At 62.5% G+C, this 15,964-nt stretch carries 14 protein-coding genes; 6 read left to right on the top strand and 8 right to left on the bottom strand.

Going from position 1 to position 15,964, the window contains the following annotated elements; translation table 11 throughout:
* The first annotated feature begins 69 nt into the window (after positions 1–69).
* Entirely contained in the window at positions 70–1,983 is a 1,914-nt protein-coding gene (locus tag HMPREF2967_RS05300; protein ID WP_070685335.1) for a choice-of-anchor I family protein, read from the top strand.
* A 109-nt stretch (positions 1,984–2,092) separates the two neighbouring features.
* Entirely contained in the window at positions 2,093–2,719 is a 627-nt protein-coding gene (locus HMPREF2967_RS05295) for a hypothetical protein (RefSeq protein WP_070685333.1), read from the top strand.
* An 87-nt stretch (positions 2,720–2,806) separates the two neighbouring features.
* Here HMPREF2967_RS05295 and HMPREF2967_RS05290 read toward each other — a convergent pair whose 3' ends face one another.
* Both HMPREF2967_RS05290 and dnaE read right to left on the bottom strand, forming a co-directional pair.
* Positions 2,807–4,003, bottom strand: a complete 1,197-nt coding sequence (locus tag HMPREF2967_RS05290) for a cobalamin-independent methionine synthase II family protein (protein WP_070685331.1) — start codon at positions 4,001–4,003, stop codon at positions 2,807–2,809.
* 85 nt (positions 4,004–4,088) lie between these two features.
* Positions 4,089–7,664, bottom strand: a complete 3,576-nt coding sequence (gene dnaE / locus HMPREF2967_RS05285; RefSeq protein ID WP_070596921.1) for a DNA polymerase III subunit alpha — start codon at positions 7,662–7,664, stop codon at positions 4,089–4,091.
* A gap of 65 nt (positions 7,665–7,729) precedes the next feature.
* On the opposite strand from dnaE, the gene rarD reads away from it, so the two are divergent.
* A complete protein-coding gene (gene rarD / locus HMPREF2967_RS05280; RefSeq protein WP_070685329.1) occupies positions 7,730–8,635 on the top strand; it encodes an EamA family transporter RarD in 906 nt (301 codons plus the stop codon).
* On the opposite strand, the gene HMPREF2967_RS05275 is transcribed toward rarD, so the two are convergent.
* From HMPREF2967_RS05275 to lspA, 4 genes are read right to left on the bottom strand one after another with little or no spacing between them, the layout of a single operon-like run.
* Positions 8,632–8,901 carry a permease gene (locus HMPREF2967_RS05275; RefSeq protein ID WP_070685327.1) on the bottom strand — a complete coding sequence of 90 codons (270 nt, stop codon included), beginning with the start codon at positions 8,899–8,901 and terminating at the stop codon, positions 8,632–8,634. The two genes, rarD and HMPREF2967_RS05275, sit on opposite strands and share 4 nt — an antisense overlap.
* Before the next feature lie 18 nt (positions 8,902–8,919).
* Positions 8,920–9,519 carry a hypothetical protein gene (locus tag HMPREF2967_RS05270; RefSeq protein WP_070685325.1) on the bottom strand — a complete coding sequence of 200 codons (600 nt, stop codon included), beginning with the start codon at positions 9,517–9,519 and terminating at the stop codon, positions 8,920–8,922.
* Positions 9,516–10,439, bottom strand: coding sequence for an RluA family pseudouridine synthase (locus tag HMPREF2967_RS05265; RefSeq protein WP_046647986.1), 924 nt, complete (start codon positions 10,437–10,439; stop codon positions 9,516–9,518). The genes HMPREF2967_RS05270 and HMPREF2967_RS05265 overlap by 4 nt, the downstream gene beginning before the upstream one ends.
* The gene (lspA, locus tag HMPREF2967_RS05260) at positions 10,439–10,954 is read right to left on the bottom strand and encodes a signal peptidase II (protein ID WP_070623200.1); all 516 of its coding nucleotides are present in this window, start codon (positions 10,952–10,954) and stop codon (positions 10,439–10,441) included. Before lspA ends, HMPREF2967_RS05265 begins: the two co-directional genes overlap by 1 nt.
* Positions 10,955–10,986: 32 nt before the next feature.
* Between lspA and HMPREF2967_RS05255 the strand changes: the two genes are divergently transcribed.
* Positions 10,987–11,934 (top strand): DUF6263 family protein, encoded by a 948-nt coding sequence (locus HMPREF2967_RS05255; protein WP_070685323.1) that lies wholly within the window; start codon positions 10,987–10,989, stop codon positions 11,932–11,934.
* 125 nt (positions 11,935–12,059) lie between these two features.
* Here HMPREF2967_RS05255 and HMPREF2967_RS05250 read toward each other — a convergent pair whose 3' ends face one another.
* Positions 12,060–12,656, bottom strand: coding sequence for a WKL family lipoprotein (locus HMPREF2967_RS05250; protein ID WP_070685320.1), 597 nt, complete (start codon positions 12,654–12,656; stop codon positions 12,060–12,062).
* A 106-nt stretch (positions 12,657–12,762) separates the two neighbouring features.
* Here HMPREF2967_RS05250 and HMPREF2967_RS05245 point away from each other — a divergent pair, with 106 nt between their 5' ends.
* Entirely contained in the window at positions 12,763–13,698 is a 936-nt protein-coding gene (locus tag HMPREF2967_RS05245; RefSeq protein ID WP_070685318.1) for an asparaginase, read from the top strand.
* Here HMPREF2967_RS05245 and HMPREF2967_RS05240 read toward each other — a convergent pair.
* Entirely contained in the window at positions 13,695–15,167 is a 1,473-nt protein-coding gene (locus HMPREF2967_RS05240) for a DNA polymerase IV (protein ID WP_070685316.1), read from the bottom strand. The genes HMPREF2967_RS05245 and HMPREF2967_RS05240 overlap by 4 nt on opposite strands.
* 151 nt (positions 15,168–15,318) lie before the next feature.
* Between HMPREF2967_RS05240 and HMPREF2967_RS05235 the strand changes: the two genes are divergently transcribed.
* Complete coding sequence (locus tag HMPREF2967_RS05235; protein ID WP_070562676.1) at positions 15,319–15,960, top strand: GntR family transcriptional regulator; 642 nt, start codon at positions 15,319–15,321, stop codon at positions 15,958–15,960.
* Positions 15,961–15,964 lie beyond the last annotated feature (4 nt).

The following is a 15,964-nucleotide window of genomic DNA, read 5'->3' as shown; positions in this document are numbered from 1 at the left end:
AAAAGCACCATGGGTGCAACGTACGGTGGTTCGGAAACTTTTTCGTTCCGCTTCAAGGAGTCTTTCTCAATGTCTCGCTCTTTCTCCCGCCGCGCTCTCGCGCTGTGTGCTGCGACCGCGACTAGCCTTAGCCTGACCGTGCCGGCATCCTCGGCCGCGATTGTGGACAACGTCATCGGGCATTCCGCCGCTGACGCCAGCCTCAAGGTGACGCCGATCGGCACCTATGAGTCCGGCGTGTACGCAGAATCGGCCGCGGAAATCGTGGCCTTCCACCCAGCCTCCAAGCGCATCCTTACGGTTAACGCGCACGCGGGCCAGATCGACGTCCTCGACGCCGCTGACCCGGCCAAGCCCACCTTGCTCGGCTCGATTTCTGCCGGTGAAGGCAAGGAAATCAACTCCGTAGCCGTGCGCCCTGATGGCCTAGCTGTGGCCGCCGTCCAGCAGGCGGACAAGACCGAGAACGGCGAGGCGCTCTTCTTCAACGCCGCGGCCGAGGACTTGTCCACCGCCGAGCTGGGGCGCGTGGTGGTGGGCGCTTTGCCGGATAACGTCCACCTCACTGCGGACGGAAGCTACGCTCTCGTGGCCAACGAGGGCGAGCCGTCGAACGAGCTCAACGCCGAGGGCACCGATTACGTCGCCGACCCAGAAGGTTCCGTCTCCGTTATCAAGCTGCCGGCGGGAGTTGCGGCGCCGACTCAGGCGGATGCCCGCATCGCTGATTTCACGGCTTTCGACGGCAAGCCACTGCCTGAGGGCGTGCGCGTCTTTGGTCCCTCCGGGCACGAGGCGAAGCCCTCCATTGACTTCGAACCGGAGTACATCTCCTCCCAGGCGGGCAAGGCATACGTGACGCTGCAGGAGGCCAATGCCATTGGGGTCATCGATATTGAATCCGCCACCGTGGAGAAGATCCTGCCGGCTCACATTGCGGATCACTCGCAGGTAGCACTCGACTCCTCCAACAAGGATGATTCGGCTGAGCTGCGCACCATCCCGGTCAAGGGGCTGTCCATGCCGGATTCCATCGGCGCTTTCACCGCCGGTGGCCAGACCTACTTTGCTACCGCGAACGAAGGCGATGCCCGCGAGTGGGGTGTCAAGGAAAAGGACGGTGGTTCCGGCGTCTACACCGATGAAGTCGAGCTCAAGGACCTCATCGAGGACGGCAAGGTGTGCGAGGGCGCGCTGGGCGACGTCTCTGCGGAAGACCTCGCCGATAAGAAACAGGCCGGCAACCTGAAGCTGAGTACTGCTTCCGGCTGGAATGAAGAGAAGGGCTGCTTCGATGAACTCTATGCCTACGGCTCCCGGTCTTTTAGCATCTACGATGCCAACGGCACGGTCGTCTTCGACTCCGGTAGCGATTTTGAAAAGATCACCGCTGAGCTGAATGAACCGGGTGTGTTCCACCACAACGCCGATAACGAAGCGGCCGAGTTTGATGACCGCTCTGACAACAAGGGCCCTGAACCGGAGGCCCTGACAATCGGCAAGGTTGGGGATCGCACCTATGCTTTCGTTGGCGCCGAGCGCGTCGGCGGCGTTTTCGTCTATGACGTCACTGACCCGGCCAATGCCTCCTTCGTCACCTACGTCAACAACCGCGACTTCTCCACCGATGAGTTCGCCGCTGCCGGTGACTTGGGCCCGGAGGGCTTCACTTTCGTCGACAAGGCCAACTCCCCCAACGGCGAGCACCTGCTCATCGTGGGCAACGAAGTCTCCGGAACCACCACCATCTACTCCGTTGAAGATGTGCTCGACGACGAAGACGCTGCCGACAACAAGGACGACGAGGGCAAGAATAACCACAGCTCCCACTCATCCACCGCGGGCATCATCGCCGGTTCTGTCATCGGAGTCATCGCCGCGGTGGCTGCCGCGGTAGGCCTGCTGAACACTCCGGGTATCCGCGAAACCGTCCTCAGCCTTGCACCGGCGCCGCTGCGTGAGCAGCTGGAGAAGTTCCTGTAATCCCTACTTTTCCTCGGGGCGGGCTGCTACATTGAAGTGGGCTTAGGACAAGCTAGCCCCCTTTTTCTCACACCCCCTTCGCACCTTCTTTCAAGGAGAATTCCTGATTATGCGCCTTTCCACCTCCCTTATCGCAGTGTGCGCGACGACGATGGCCCTGGTCACCCCGTTGGCCACAGCCGCTGACTCCGCTGAGAGCAGCCAGTCCTCCGCTTCCTCCCAGAGCCAAAGCTCTAGTGGCGGAAGCTCTCAGGGCCCCAACGGTGGAAGCTCGATGAACGTCGGTCACATCGACACCTCCGATCTCTCCAAGGAATGTGCGGACGCTGTGCACAAGGCGCGTGAGGAGCACGAGCAGGCGGTGGCTGATGGCACCGCAGGTTCTTCCTTCATGGGGCCGCAGGAGCTGGGGCTCGGCATCCTTAACGGTTATGGTTCCTCTGGCATGCCAGCAGAGCCAGACTGCGTCCAAGCGGAAAAGGACGCCGAGTTGGAGAAGGAATGGGACGAGATGCCCGAATGGGTACAGTCCGCCCGCCCCAATGACACAGCCGAAGAGGTCTTTGCGTGGGTCGGCGGCATTATCGCTCTGGTCGCCGTCGCTATTAATGCGCTGACCGTGGTCGCACAATTCGACCCATCCGTTCTCGATGGTCTGCGCGCCTTCCTCAAGAGCCACGGCTTCTACTGGGATAACTCCCAGAAGAAGGAAGGCGAGAAAGCGGCTGCGAAGTAACCGCCTCCCCACCAAAAATTAAACGCGCGAACCAAGGAGGTTCGCGCGTTTATTTAGTTTGCTCACTGGTTCATGGCCGCTCGCTGATTAGAACAGCTCCTCGGTGGCAATCTGCGCACCCTCCACGAGGGACTCCAGCTTGGCCCACGCGATCTGGTGGTGCAGACGGCCGCCGAGACCACAGTCCGTCGATGCAATCACGTTTTCTGGGCCGACCAGTTCAGCGAACTGGATGATGCGGTCTGCTACCAAGCGTGGGTGCTCCACAGCATTGGTGGAGTGAGAAACCACACCCGGGTAAATGACGGTGCCCTCCGGCAACTTGTGGTCCTTCCACACGCGCCACTCGTGGGCGTGACGCGGCGAGGCACCCTCGAAGGAGAATCCGCCGACCTTGGCTTGCAGGATCTCCTCAATGATGTCCTCGAACGGAATATCCGTCACGTGCGGGCCATGCCAGGAACCCCAGCAGATGTGCAGACGAGTCTGCTCACGCGGGATGTCCTTGATGGACTCGTTGAGGATCTCAATGCGCTCGCGTAGGAAGGCCTGGAAGTCCGCGACCGTCGGCTCCGGGACCACGGAGTCCCAGGCTTCAGCCAGGTCCGGGGCGTCGAACTGCACGGTCAAGCCAGCATCCGTGATGGCCTTGTACTCCACCTTGAGCGCTTCACCGCAGGCACGCACGAGATCGGTCTCATCCTCGTAGTACTTGTTAGGCAAGCGCGCCGCAGCACCCGGGGACAGGGCGGCGACGAAACCTTCGGTGCCCTCTGGCAGGGCGTCGGCAAGCAGCTTCACGTCTGCCTCGACTTGTTCCTGGCCAATGTAGGTAACCGGGCCGGTGAACTCCGGGTTGGCCACCTTCTTGCGGCCGGTAAAGATTCCCGAATCCGGGTCGTTGTAGGCCTCGGCGAAAAGGGCGCGGTCGCGGCGATCCTTCATCGACGAAAGGCGAATCTTGCCCGGCTCGGAACGAATCTTGTCACCGATTTCCCAGCGGTCCTTGTCCGTCATGGTCAGACCACCCAGGCGGGTAAAGGAATAGTTCCACCACGCGCCGTAGTCCACGGCGCCGGAGGTGATGTGGCCGTACTCGCCCTCGTTAATGATGTCGATGCCGAGATCGACTTGGCGCTTAACGACGTCTGCGACCGAGCGTTCCAGAATCACGTGGAACTTCTCATCGGAGATGGTGCCTGCGGAGCGCTCGAGGTTTGCCTCCAGCAGCTCCTTGGTGCGCGGCAGCGAGCCAACGTGGGTGGTGCGAATCTTATTGACCATGGGAAACGGGGTTCCTTTCTTCTAGACTGTGCTGTCTAGCCTAGCTGTCAAGGCCCGTCTACCCATAGCGAAAGCGAAGATAAATTCACCCGAGGATGCCGGCGCCCATCGTCGCCTTGAGATCACCCATGAGATTACTGGAGCGCTCCACACGCAAATGCTCACCAAGGACCATCATGGTGGACTCTTCGCCGTCGACAAGCGTGAGGTACACATCCGACTCGCCCTTGTTGTTGACCAGGACCTGCTTGAGGCGCGCAATGTTGTCCATCGTGCACTGATCCGTGCGCATGGTCAGGCGCAGCGGCAGGCCGGCACCGTTGCCGGGGCCAAGATCGGGGATGCGGATATCAGAGCAGAACAGGGACATGCGCTCATCGCGGATCTTCACCTGCACCTTGGCCAGGATGATGTTATCTTCCGCGATCTGCGCGGCCACCAACGAATACACCTGGTTAAACACGAGGATGTCTACCTGTGCACCATTGTGATCCTCCATGCTGACGATAGCCCAGGGCGAGCCATCACGCTTGGAAAAGCGCCTGTCAACACCCGAGATGATTCCGCCAATCACCAGCTCTTGGCCATTGCCCACCTCACCGTTGAGGATCTTCGTAATCGGGGTATCGGTCTGCGCGTTGAGGGCTTCTTCGAATCCGTCGAGCGGGTGGCCGGAGACATACAGGCCCAGCATTTCCCTCTCCAGTGCCAACTCGTGCTTGCGGTCCCAGTTCTCGTCCGGAATATCGATGGCGAAGGCGGAGACGGACTCGCCTTGTCCTTCCTCCCCGCCAAAGCCGGCGAAGAGATCGAATTGGCCCTTGTCGGCCGCCTTCTTCGTCGTCTGCACCGAATCCACGGCATCTTCGTGGATGAGCATGAGTCCCTTGCGCGGATGCCCCAAAGAATCGAAGGCACCGGCCTTGATGAGGGATTCGGTGACGCGCTTCGAACAGGCCGCCAGCTCAATCTTGTCCAGGTAATCGGAGAAGGACGTATAGGCACCTTTCTCCCGCCTGGTCTTCACGATGGAATCCACCACGTCCCCACCGACGTTGCGGATAGCGCCCATGCCAAAGCGGATATCATCGCCCACGGCCTGGAAAGTCTCCACCGATTCATTGACATCCGGGGAGAGCACGCGGATGCCCAGGTGGCGGCAGTCGGCCAGGTAGATGGCGGACTTATCCTTTTTGTCACCCACCGAGGTCAACAGCGCAGCCATGTACTCCGGCGCATAATAGGCCTTGAGGTAGGCCGTCCAGAAGGACACCAAGCCGTAGCCTGCGGCGTGCGACTTGTTAAACGCGTAGGAGGCGAAGGGCTCGATGGTGCCCCACAAAGCGTCCATCGCTTCCTTGGAGTAGCCGTTGTCCTTCATGCCGCCCCAGAACTTGTCGTACTGCTGCGCCAAGACTTCGGGCTTCTTCTTACCCATGGCCTTGCGGAAGCCGTCTGCCTCGCCGGCGGTGTAGTTCGCCACCTTCTGCGAGATACGCATGATCTGCTCCTGGTACACGATGAGACCGTACGTCTCATCGAGGATTTCCTTGAGCGGCTCCTCCAGTTCAGGGTGGATCGGAGTAATTTCCTTGCGCCCATTCTTGCGGTCCGCGTAATCCCAGTGCGCGTTCACGCCCATCGGGCCCGGGCGATAGAGCGCCAGCGAGGCCACAATATCTTTGAAGCCCGTCGGTTTCATGCGTTTGAGCAGCTCCTGCATGCCGCCGGAGTCCAGCTGGAACACGCCCAGGGTATCGCCGCGCGAGAGCAGGTCATAGACCTTTGAGGCATTCGGGTCATCGGCGTGGAGGTCTTCGAGGTGGACTTCCTCGCCACGGTTTTTCTTGATGTTCTCCAGGCAGTCACCGATCACGGTGAGGTTGCGCAGGCCCAGGAAGTCCATCTTCAGCAGGCCGATGGCCTCGCAGGCCGGGTAATCCCAGCCAGTGATGTAGGCGCCGTCGGCGGGGCGCTTCCACATCGGAATGTGGTCCATGAGGCGCACCGAAGCCATAATCACGGCACACGCATGCACGCCGGCTTGGCGGACCACGCCCTCAAGACCACGGGCGGTCTCGTAGATCTTCTTGACGTCCGGGTCGGTCTCAATCATCTGCCGGACCTCGGCCGCCTCCGAATAGCGCTCGTGCTCTGGGTCCATGATGCCGGCGAGCGGGATGTCCTTGGCCATGATGGCCGGTGGCAGAGCGCCGTTAATGCGGTCGGCCATCTGGAAGCCGGGCTGGCCAAAGTGGACCTTCGCGGAGTCCTTAATAGCCTGCTTCGTCTTCACGGTGCCGAAGGTGATCACCTGCGCCACCTTGTCCTCGCCCCACCTCTCGGCGGCGTAGGTAATCATCTCGCCGCGGCGGCGATCATCGAAGTCGATATCGATATCCGGCGCGGAGGGGCGCTCCGGGTTCAGGAATCGCTCGAAGAGGAGATCGTGCTCGATCGGGTCAATATTGGTAATCGTCAGCGCGTAGGCCACGAGCGCACCGGCCGCCGAACCACGGCCCGGACCAACGCGAATGCCGATGGACCGCGCGTGCTTAATAAGCTCGGCCACGATAAGGAAGTAGGACGGGTAGCCCTTCATATCGATGACGCTGATCTCGTACTCAGCACGGTCGATGTACTCCTGCGGCACATCCCCACCGGGGAAGCGATCCTTCAGTCCCTCCATTACCTCATGGGTCAGCCAGGAGGTTGGGGTGTGGCCTTCGGGGACGTCGGCAATCGGCATGCGGTCGTGGGTATGTTCCTCCCAGATCTTGCCGTAGTCTTGCACGCGCTCCGCAATCCACAGAGTGTTATCGCAGGCTTCCGGGACCATATGGTCCCACAGCTCACGCATCTGCGCGGCGGACTTGATGTAGTAGCCGGTGCCGTCGAACTTGAAACGGTCCGGGTCCATAAACGTCTTGCCGGTCTGCACACAGAGCATCGCCTCGTGCGCGGGGGCTTGGGTTTCCAGCACGTAGTGGCAGTCATTGGTCACCAGCGGCGGCAGGTCCAGCTTCCGGCCGATTTCCAACAGGCCATCGCGCGTGCGCTTCTCGATGTCCAGCCCATGGTCCATGAGCTCCAAGAAGAAGTTGTCCTTGCCATAGATGTCTTGCCACATAGCGGCGGCCTCTAACGCCTCATTGAACTGGCCCAGGCGCAGGCGGGTCTGCACGTCACCCGACGGACAGCCGGTGGTGGCGATGATGCCCTCGGCATGCTCGGCAATCAATTCCGCGTCCATGCGCGGCCACTTGCCCAATTGGCCTTCATAGGAGGCCAGGGAGGACAGCGTGAACAGGTTGCGCAGGCCGGTCTCATTTTCCGCCAGCATGGTCTGGTGCAGGTAGGCACCGGAAGCGGAGACGTCATCGCGCTTCTGGTCCGGGGTTCCCCACAGCACGCGCTTCTTGTTGAAGCGTGACTCGGGCGCAAGATAGGCCTCGATGCCGATGATGGGCTTCACGCCAGCGCTCGTCATCCTTTGGTAGAAGGCATTGGAGCCATACATGTTGCCGTGGTCTGTCATGCCGACGGCAGGCATTCCTTGGCGAACCACCTCATCCGCCAACATATCCACCTTGGCCATGCCATCCAGCATGGAGAACTCGGTGTGGTTGTGCAGGTGGACGAAGGAGGAGTTTTTGGCCATGCGGCTCATCTTAGCGGGGACGTCAAACTTCGCCCGTAGGTCCTCGCTGAGGTACATTTTCTTAAATGTTCTACACTATTGCTGCCTATCTCATGTGGGGCTTCTTCCCGGCGTTTTTCCCGCTGCTGCGCCCCGCCAGCCCTTTCGAGATCTTGGCCCACCGCATCGTGTGGACCGCGGTTCTTGTCACCGCAATGCTCTTGGTGACCGGCGGCTGGCGCGAGTTACGAGCGTTCAGCTTGCGCACCTGGGGGTGGATGCTCGCCTGCGGCGTGGCCATCACCATCAACTGGGGCACCTACGTCATCGCCATCAACAGCGACCACGTGGCCGATGCCGCACTGGGCTACTTCATCAACCCGCTTGTCTCCGTGGCCCTAGGAATCATCTTCCTCAAGGAAAAGCTGACGAAGGCGCAGGTGGCGTCGGTCAGCATCGCCTTCATCGCCGTGTTGTGGCTAACCTTCATGACCGGTCAGGCCCCCTACTACTCACTGGCCCTAGCCTTCAGCTTCGGTATCTACGGCCTGCTTAAAAAGCGCATCACGGTCTCCTCCATGGGGTCGGTGGCCGCGGAAACAATTGTCATGCTCCCCTTCGCACTCATCTACCTGGGCTACCTCCAAGCACAGGGCGAATCCACCTTCACTACCGAAGGCCCCGGGCACATCGCGCTGCTGATTACCTCCGGCCTCGTCACCGCCCTACCGCTGCTGTGTTTCGCGCAGGGTGCTAAGCACCTGCGCCTGTCTACCCTCGGCATGCTGCAGTACATGACCCCCATCATGCAGATGCTGTGGGCACTGTTCGTGACCCAGGAGCACATGTCCACCGAACGCTGGATTGGCTTTGCCATCATCTGGGTTGCGGTGATCATCTACCTTGCGGACTTGGTGCGCATGGGCCGCGCTTCTCGACGCCGCGCCCGCCTCCACCCCGCCGACGCATCACGCGCCACTGCAAAGGATTAGCGGCGCTTCAGCTCCTCGCGCGCCTGCTTAGCCTCGGCGCGCCGGGCGGATTCCTCGCGTGCGTTGAGCGCCCACCGCGGCATGAGGACGGCCATGGCGATGCAATAGATGGCCACCACGATGAGAATACCGAGGGCGAGCTTGTCCGCACCCCAGATCCCTTGTGCGATGGCAGCCCCGGAGGCTATGAACGCGCCCGCCCACATCAAGAGGTAGGCAAAACGGTAGTTCGGCGGCCACGTGGAGGTGTTCGGAAACAAACGCATGTCTTCTCCTTGACTGTTTTAGCGGTTCTCGTTCTGTCCGACGTTAGCGGGCGGGCGCACGCCGAAGGATCCCCAGGCGGCATCGTCGGGGGCAACCTCCACGGTATCGACCCGCGGGTCGGAGGCGAGTGCGCGCAACTGACTCCCTTCGGAATAGACCACGACGGCGTCGACCTCCGTCGGCGCCTCCTCCCCCATGCCACCGGCTTGCTCATCCACGCGCGCCAACACCGCCTCGATGACGTCGGCGCGCTCGGCTCCTGAGACGGGTTCGGGAACAGCGATAGGAGCGGCCAGCCCAATCACGATGGCATCCATCCGCTGGATTGGTTGCAGAGCCTCAGAGACGTCGTGCGGACTCAGCGGCTTAGTAAAACCCACCAGCGCATAGGCTGGCTTATCCGCCTGCGCTAGCGAGGCCTCCGCGCGCTCGCGGTACTCGGAGGCAGTCTCGGTTCCATCCGGGCCCAGCTGATCTCCCTGCAACGCCGAGCGAGGCTGCGTGCCAAGCAGACCAAAAAGGACAATCACCACCAGCGCCAGCACGGCCAGCAGCACCAGTGCCGCGGCACGGCGGCGCCGATAGATGCGCTGGCGCGTGCTCCGCTGCGGGCTCATCCGCGCAATACCTCCACGGCGTGCTTGAGATCGTCCGGGTAGGGTGCGGTGCATTCGAACCACTTGCCGGTGCCCGGGTGGGTAAAACCGAGCTCGACCGCGTGCAACCACTGGCGGTTAAGCCCCACGCGCTTCGCCAGGTTCGGATCACAGCCATACATCGGGTCGCCCACGCAGGGATGCCCGGTGGCAGACATGTGCACGCGGATCTGGTGGGTGCGGCCGGTCTCCAGGTGGACTTCGAGGAGGCTGGCCTCGCGGAAGGCCTCGAGCAGCGTGTAGTGCGTCACCGCCGGCTTGCCGTCATCAATGACCCCAAACTTCCAGCCCGCGGAAGGATGACGCCCGATAGGCGCATCAATGGTGCCGACGATGGGATCGGGCAGGCCCTGGACCACAGCGTGATAGGTCTTTTTCACGGTGCGCTCGCGGAAGGCGTTCTTGAGCTGCGAGTAGGCCCGCTCACTAGCGGCGACCACCATGACGCCTGAGGTTCCCACGTCGAGGCGGTGGACGATGCCCTTGCGTTCGGTAGGGCCAGCGTCGGCAAGCGCATAGCCCGCCGCCCGCAGCCCGCCGATGACGGTGGGCCCATCCCAGCCCAAAGTCGGGTGGGCGGCCACGCCCACGGGCTTGAACACGCAGATGACATCCTCGTCCGCGTAGAGGACATCCATGCCCTCCACCAGCTCTTCCTTAGGAATGAGCGGCTCCTCGGGCGCTGGCATCATGACGTCGATCCAGCCACCGGCGCTTAAGCGCTCGGACTTGCCCACGGCCGCACCGTCGATTTCCACATCACCCGCCGTGCACAGCTGGGCCACGCGGGCGCGGGAAATGCCCAGGAGCTTGGCCAAGGCGGCATCCACACGCATGCCATCGAGCCCTTCGGGCACCGGCAACCTACGGCTTTCGCGCATTACTCTCCCCCCGTTTCCTTTTCTTCAGCTTTCTCGTGCATCTCCGCCCAAAGCATCGCAATGATGAATACCACGACGCCACAGGTAATGGCCGCATCCGCGATATTGAAAACAGCGAAGCTGCCCACGGAGATGTAATCCACCACGTGGCCGAACCAAAACCCTGGCTCGCGCACGAGGCGGTCGATGAGGTTGCCCAGAGCACCGCCGGCGATCATCGCCAGCCCGATGGCCTGCCACTTGTCATGAATGCGCGGGGCGGCGATTGCTACACCAACAACGAAGGCGAGTTGGATAGTGGTAAACAGCCACGTCGAGCCTTCCCCTCCCATGGAGAAGGCGGCGCCGGGGTTAAAGAGAAGGTAGAAGCGGAACCAGTCACCGATTACCGGTAGGGCTTCGCCTTCCGTGAGGATGGACAGCATCAGTGCCTTCACGGCTTGGTCGACGGCGGCCACACCGAGCACCACCGCAACCATCACTCCGATATAACTCCTTGCTTTCACCCGTTCCATTCTAAACAGGCTCATCCGGTAATTTGGAATGCGTGTTTCGTGTGAGAGCTCTAGCAGTCCTGTCCGCCACCGTCTTGGGAGTCAGCGGCGCGCTCGCCGGCTGTTCCTATTCCCAGCCGGCCAAGCCAGTCGAGGAGCCAGTGGGCTTAGCCCTCGATGCCCCACGCGTCACCCTCCTAGAACCCGGTGACGACGCAAGCCGCGTTGTGGCTTATAAGGATCTCGATGCTACTCAGGAGCTGACCTATGAGGTCGCCACGGGTTTTGACCAGCAATTACGCAAGGACGGCAGCTCGGCTCCTGCACCAGCGGCCAAGGACAAAGTCACCCTTCCGCTACAGGCCTCGGTGGAGGCTGCCACCGAGAATGTTGAGGGCCAGTTGCCGGCCAGCCGCAACGCCTTCGTTACCGTGGGCAAGCCTGAGGCCGAAGGCGCGGACGTCTCCTCCGCCGAGGGCTTCCAGTTTGGGTGGCGCGGCACGGATAGCGGGCAAATGAACTCGCTGCGTCTTGCCGCCCCGCAGGCCGCAACCGACGAGGCCCGCAGCACTGTGGAGCGCGCCATCACCAGCCTGACCTCGCTGCCCATCGTCTTCCCGGATGAGGAAATTGGCTCCGGTGCTCAGTGGGTCGTGGAATCGCGCGTTACCGGCGAGTCCACGCTGCTGCAAACCACGACCTATACCTTGGACAAGCTCGACGGGGATATCGCCACGCTCAACGTCGAGGTTGAGCAGCGGCCGTCCCTGGGCGCGCTCTCCTTCGACGGCGCTGACGCGCCCGAGGAGCTGCGGGGCAAAGAGCTCAAGGTCATGGACACCACGTCGACGTCGAAGGGGACGGTCACCGTTGATCTGACCAAACCGCTTCCCACCGCCGGCGATGTCTCCGTGACTACTGCCATTTCTTATGGTGCGGACAGCTCCGATCTTCGCGTGGTGCAAACCAGCGCCACCGATATGACGTTCACCACCGACTAGTCCGCTGCGCGCCGAGCCTGCCCCGCATCAGGCAACCGCGCGCCGACCTTCGGACAGCACAGCGCCCGCCACCCACTGGCTCTCAATCCAGTGTGGTGGCGGGCGCTGAAGCTTGAATCCCAGTCTTACTGAGCCGGGGCGTCGGCTGGGGCCTCAGCGCCTTCTGCCGGGGCGTCGGCAGGCGCCTCTGCGCCTTCCGGTACGGAATCAGCACACATCTCCGGCACCTCTTCCGGCGGGACGATGTTGGTGACCAGGACACAGGCCCACGTCTTGGACAGCTTCCACGTGCCGCCCTCGTTGATGAACTCCACCTGGTCAGCGGTCTGCTGCTGGCCGTCCGGGGTGTTGATGTGGACGGTGGCCAGCGCGGAATCCGGCACGAGGCCCGGGATGACCGGGGCAACGACCTCGAAGGTGGCGCCGGACTCGGCCTGGGACTGCGACATGACGTCGAAAAGCTCCGGCGCCGTCTCGCTGCCCTGGACCAGCTGGACCTTCTCTTCCTGCGGAAGGTTCGGGTCTGCGGCCTTGGTCAGGATCTCATTGAGCTGCTCCACGGTAGGCATCTCGGTGGAGGCCACCTGCGATGCGGAGGTTTCGCCCGAAGGCTTAGCGGCGGTGCTGTTCTCGGTGTCTGCATCCTCGGAAGACGAGCAGGCAGCCAGGGCAGTCGCGGCGCCCAGGGCCACAACGGCGGCGCTCAGCTTGAAGGATTTCACAAATACTCCTCACGTAGGGGATCGTGGTTTATCCCTTTTACTTTAGCGTCCACGACCGCCGCCCTGGGGTTCCCGCGCAGGTGCGTGCCTGTAGTAGCCTGCTGTCATGACTTTCGCCCTCATCGCCACCGGTGGCACCATCGCCTGCACGACGGTCCGTGACGGATCCCTGGTCCCCACCGTCAGTGGGCAACAGCTAGCCCAATTCCTCAACGCTGAAAGCGGAACGCACGACATTGAGGTGGTGGAATTCCGCGCGCTGGATTCCAGCTCGATTACTTTGGCAGACCTCGATGAGCTACTGCTGTGTGTGCGCCAGCACCTTGCGCGCCCAGAGATTGATGGCGTCCTCATCACGCACGGCACCGATTCCATGGAAGAAACCGCGCTGGCGTTATCCCTCTTCGACCTCGGCGAGGGGCCCATCGTGCTCACTGGCGCGCAGCGCGCCTTCGACCACCCGGCTGGTGATGGCCCGCGCAACCTGCGCGATTCCTATGAGCTCCTGTGTTCCGGAAAGGCCGGCGTGTGGGTGCAATTCGGCGGCAAGACCATTCCCGGACGCGGCGCGCGCAAGTGGCATACTTCGCAGCTCAACGGCTTTGAGGAGCTACCGGTGGGTGACTCCGCTCTGCCGCCGTTGCCGCTCTCCCCCATGGCGCAACACCCCGTTGAGATCATCGCCGCCTACCCGGGTGCCGGCGCCGCGCTTGTCGACGCCTCCCTCAACCACACCCATGGCCTCGTCATCGAGGCGATGGGCTCGGGGAACATGGGTGAAGAGATGGGAGAAGGGGTTGCCCGCGCGCTGCAAGCTGGCGTGCCCGTGGTGATTAGCACCCGCACACCCTACGGAGCTACCAAGCTGGCCTATGGCGGCGCAGGTGGCGGTGCCACCTTGGGCGAGATGGGCGCGGTGGCCTCCGGCGGATTCCGAGCCGGCCAAGCCCGCATTATGCTCGCCGCGGCACTCGCTACCGACACACCGGTGGCAGAGATGTTTAGCACTGCCCCCTCCGCCACTGCTTATACCGCGGGCTAGCTATCCTCGCGTGGCGGTTCCTCCCCAGCGGTGTCAGTCTCGGGGTCATCGGCCTCGGTGGCGTCGCCTAGCAGCGCCCCCTCCCACGCCAGTGAATCCAATGGATCGGCCGGGTGGAGATCTTCATCCTCAGCCGCGAAAGAGCGCACAAACCCCGGGCCCGTAGCGCGAGTTTCAAAGCGTACGCTAACCACCCCGTGGCCGGCGCCTTGGATCCAGCCGTGGCCAAACTCGGAGTGGTAGACGTCCTGGGTAGCGTGCCAGCGGCGCATCGAATCCGATCCCGCTTCTCCCAGCGATTCCGACTCTGCTCCGGGCTCTGCCTCGGGTTCCGGCGCGCCGGGCAGGTGGTCGCTGACGCCAGTCTCGTAATCCGTATCCGGAGCTGGACGCACGACCTCGCGGTCGAGCTCAGGAAATAGCACGTCTTGGCGGGCCTCCTCCAACCCCGAGTAGCTCACCCCGACCAGCCTGATGGGCCCGAGCTCCTCCGGGTAGCGCGCCAAGCTCAAGGCCTTAGCCTCGAGGACCTTCAGGTCATCCGTGGCATAGGGCAGCGTGGCCGAGCGGGATTCGATGTGGAAATCCGCCATCCGCAACTTCACCGTCACCGTGCGCGCGCCGCGGCCGTCCTTGAGCAGGCGGGAATGCGCGCCCTGCGCCGCGCGGATCAGTGCCGCATCCACCTCCGCCGCCGTGCGCAGGTCCGTGGGGTAGGTGAACTCGGTGGAGATTTGTTTGGCAATCGCGCGCGGGGCAACCGGGCGCTCATCAATCCCTTGGGCGAACTCCCACAGCTGCACGCCCACCACGTTGCCCAGTGAGATCTCGACTTCCTTGCGACTCATCGCCGCCAGCTGGCCGATAGTCTCCACGCCGATAGCTGCGAGCTTCTGCTGGGTGACTGGGCCCGCTCCCCAAAGCTTGCCCACCGGCAGCGGGTGGATGAGCTCATCGAAGCGCTCCTGGGGCACGATGAAAGTCCCGTCCGGTTTGGCCTCCCCTGACGCGATCTTCGCGCTTTGCTTTCCTGCACCGGCGCCGATGGAGCTGGGAAGGCCCGTCTCGGCTCGAATCACTCGGCGCAGATTCTCCGACCACTCACGGACTTCGGTGGGCGTGGCCCCGACGAGTGCAGCTGGTTCCATGAAGGCCTCATCGATGGAGAGCTGTTCGATGACCCCAGCGTGCTGCGCAATAATTCCAAATACCCGGCGCGAGGCCGCCACATACACCGCCCGGCGCGGCTGCACCACCACGGCTTTATAACCCACGAGCTGCTGCGCTCGGAACATGGGCATAGCGGAATGAGCTCCATATGCGCGGGCTTCATAAGAGGCGCCGGCGACGACGCCGCGTCCGCTCGTTCCACCCACCAACACCGGCCGACCGCGCAAGGTAGGGCGGGTGAGCTGCTCCACCGACGCAAAGAACGCGTCCATGTCGATGTGAAGAACCCAGCGCTGCATGCCTTCAAGTCTAAAACACACATTCGCATCAGCAAGGCACCCCAACCGTGCCGTGAGAGAACTAGCTCTCACTTGCCCACCGCGTGATCAATGTCTCACGAATTGGCGTTTGCGCTAGACCGAGAGCACCGCATGCATGCATCATGTATACATGCAAAAAGACAAGGTACCCGCCGCGGAACGGGCCTACGATCACCTCAAGCGCCGCATCATCGATGACGACATCGATGACTCGGAGATGCTCTCCGAAGCCGCCCTTGCCGCCGAGCTGGGAATGAGTAGAACCCCGGTGCGCGAGGCTTTCCTCCGCTTGGAGGTGGAGGGCTTCTTGAAGCTCTATCCCAAGCGCGGTGCGCTGGTCGTACCGATTAGCCCCCGCGAGATCCGTGAGGTCTACGAGGCGCGCCTCCTCGTGGATGAGAACTCTGCCCGCCATATTTGCGGGCTGTCCGCCGAGGAGCGCGGTCTCATCGCCGATGTCCTCGTCGCCACCATCGATGAGCAAAAGGCTGCCCTCGACGCTGGCGATCTGGGCACCTATACCCAACTCGATGCGAAGTTCCACCAAACCATCATGGACAACGGCGGCAACCGCCTCCTCGCCCATCTCGGCCACACCTTGCGCGAGCGCCAACAGCGATTTACCGCAACTGCCATCGGCCGCAGCGTCGAGAAGGCACGCGGCTTCGTGGCCCAGCACGCCTTGCTTGCCGACGCCCTCCGCACCGGCGACATCGACACCTACCTGACCGAACTCCATTCCCACCTCAACTCCTCAAGGAAGCAACTGTGACTGT

This window comes from Corynebacterium sp. HMSC059E07 (assembly GCF_001814395.1).
Classification (GTDB): Bacteria; Actinomycetota; Actinomycetes; order Mycobacteriales; family Mycobacteriaceae; genus Corynebacterium; species Corynebacterium hesseae.
The sequence above is the reverse complement of the archived record's forward strand: the minus strand, read 5'-3'. Positions and strand labels throughout refer to the sequence as shown.

Coding starts and splice junctions, on each gene's coding strand:
- HMPREF2967_RS05300 (WP_070685335.1), top strand. CDS start 70: ATGTCTCGCTCTTTCTCCCGCCGCGCTCTCGCGCTGTGTGCTGCGACC.
- HMPREF2967_RS05295 (WP_070685333.1), top strand. CDS start 2,093: ATGCGCCTTTCCACCTCCCTTATCGCAGTGTGCGCGACGACGATGGCC.
- HMPREF2967_RS05290 (WP_070685331.1), bottom strand. CDS start 4,003: ATGGTCAATAAGATTCGCACCACCCACGTTGGCTCGCTGCCGCGCACC.
- dnaE (WP_070596921.1), bottom strand. CDS start 7,664: ATGGCCAAAAACTCCTCCTTCGTCCACCTGCACAACCACACCGAGTTC.
- rarD (WP_070685329.1), top strand. CDS start 7,730: ATGTTCTACACTATTGCTGCCTATCTCATGTGGGGCTTCTTCCCGGCG.
- HMPREF2967_RS05275 (WP_070685327.1), bottom strand. CDS start 8,901: ATGCGTTTGTTTCCGAACACCTCCACGTGGCCGCCGAACTACCGTTTT.
- HMPREF2967_RS05270 (WP_070685325.1), bottom strand. CDS start 9,519: ATGAGCCCGCAGCGGAGCACGCGCCAGCGCATCTATCGGCGCCGCCGT.
- HMPREF2967_RS05265 (WP_046647986.1), bottom strand. CDS start 10,439: ATGCGCGAAAGCCGTAGGTTGCCGGTGCCCGAAGGGCTCGATGGCATG.
- lspA (WP_070623200.1), bottom strand. CDS start 10,954: ATGGAACGGGTGAAAGCAAGGAGTTATATCGGAGTGATGGTTGCGGTG.
- HMPREF2967_RS05245 (WP_070685318.1), top strand. CDS start 12,763: ATGACTTTCGCCCTCATCGCCACCGGTGGCACCATCGCCTGCACGACG.
- HMPREF2967_RS05240 (WP_070685316.1), bottom strand. CDS start 15,167: ATGCAGCGCTGGGTTCTTCACATCGACATGGACGCGTTCTTTGCGTCG.
- HMPREF2967_RS05235 (WP_070562676.1), top strand. CDS start 15,319: ATGCAAAAAGACAAGGTACCCGCCGCGGAACGGGCCTACGATCACCTC.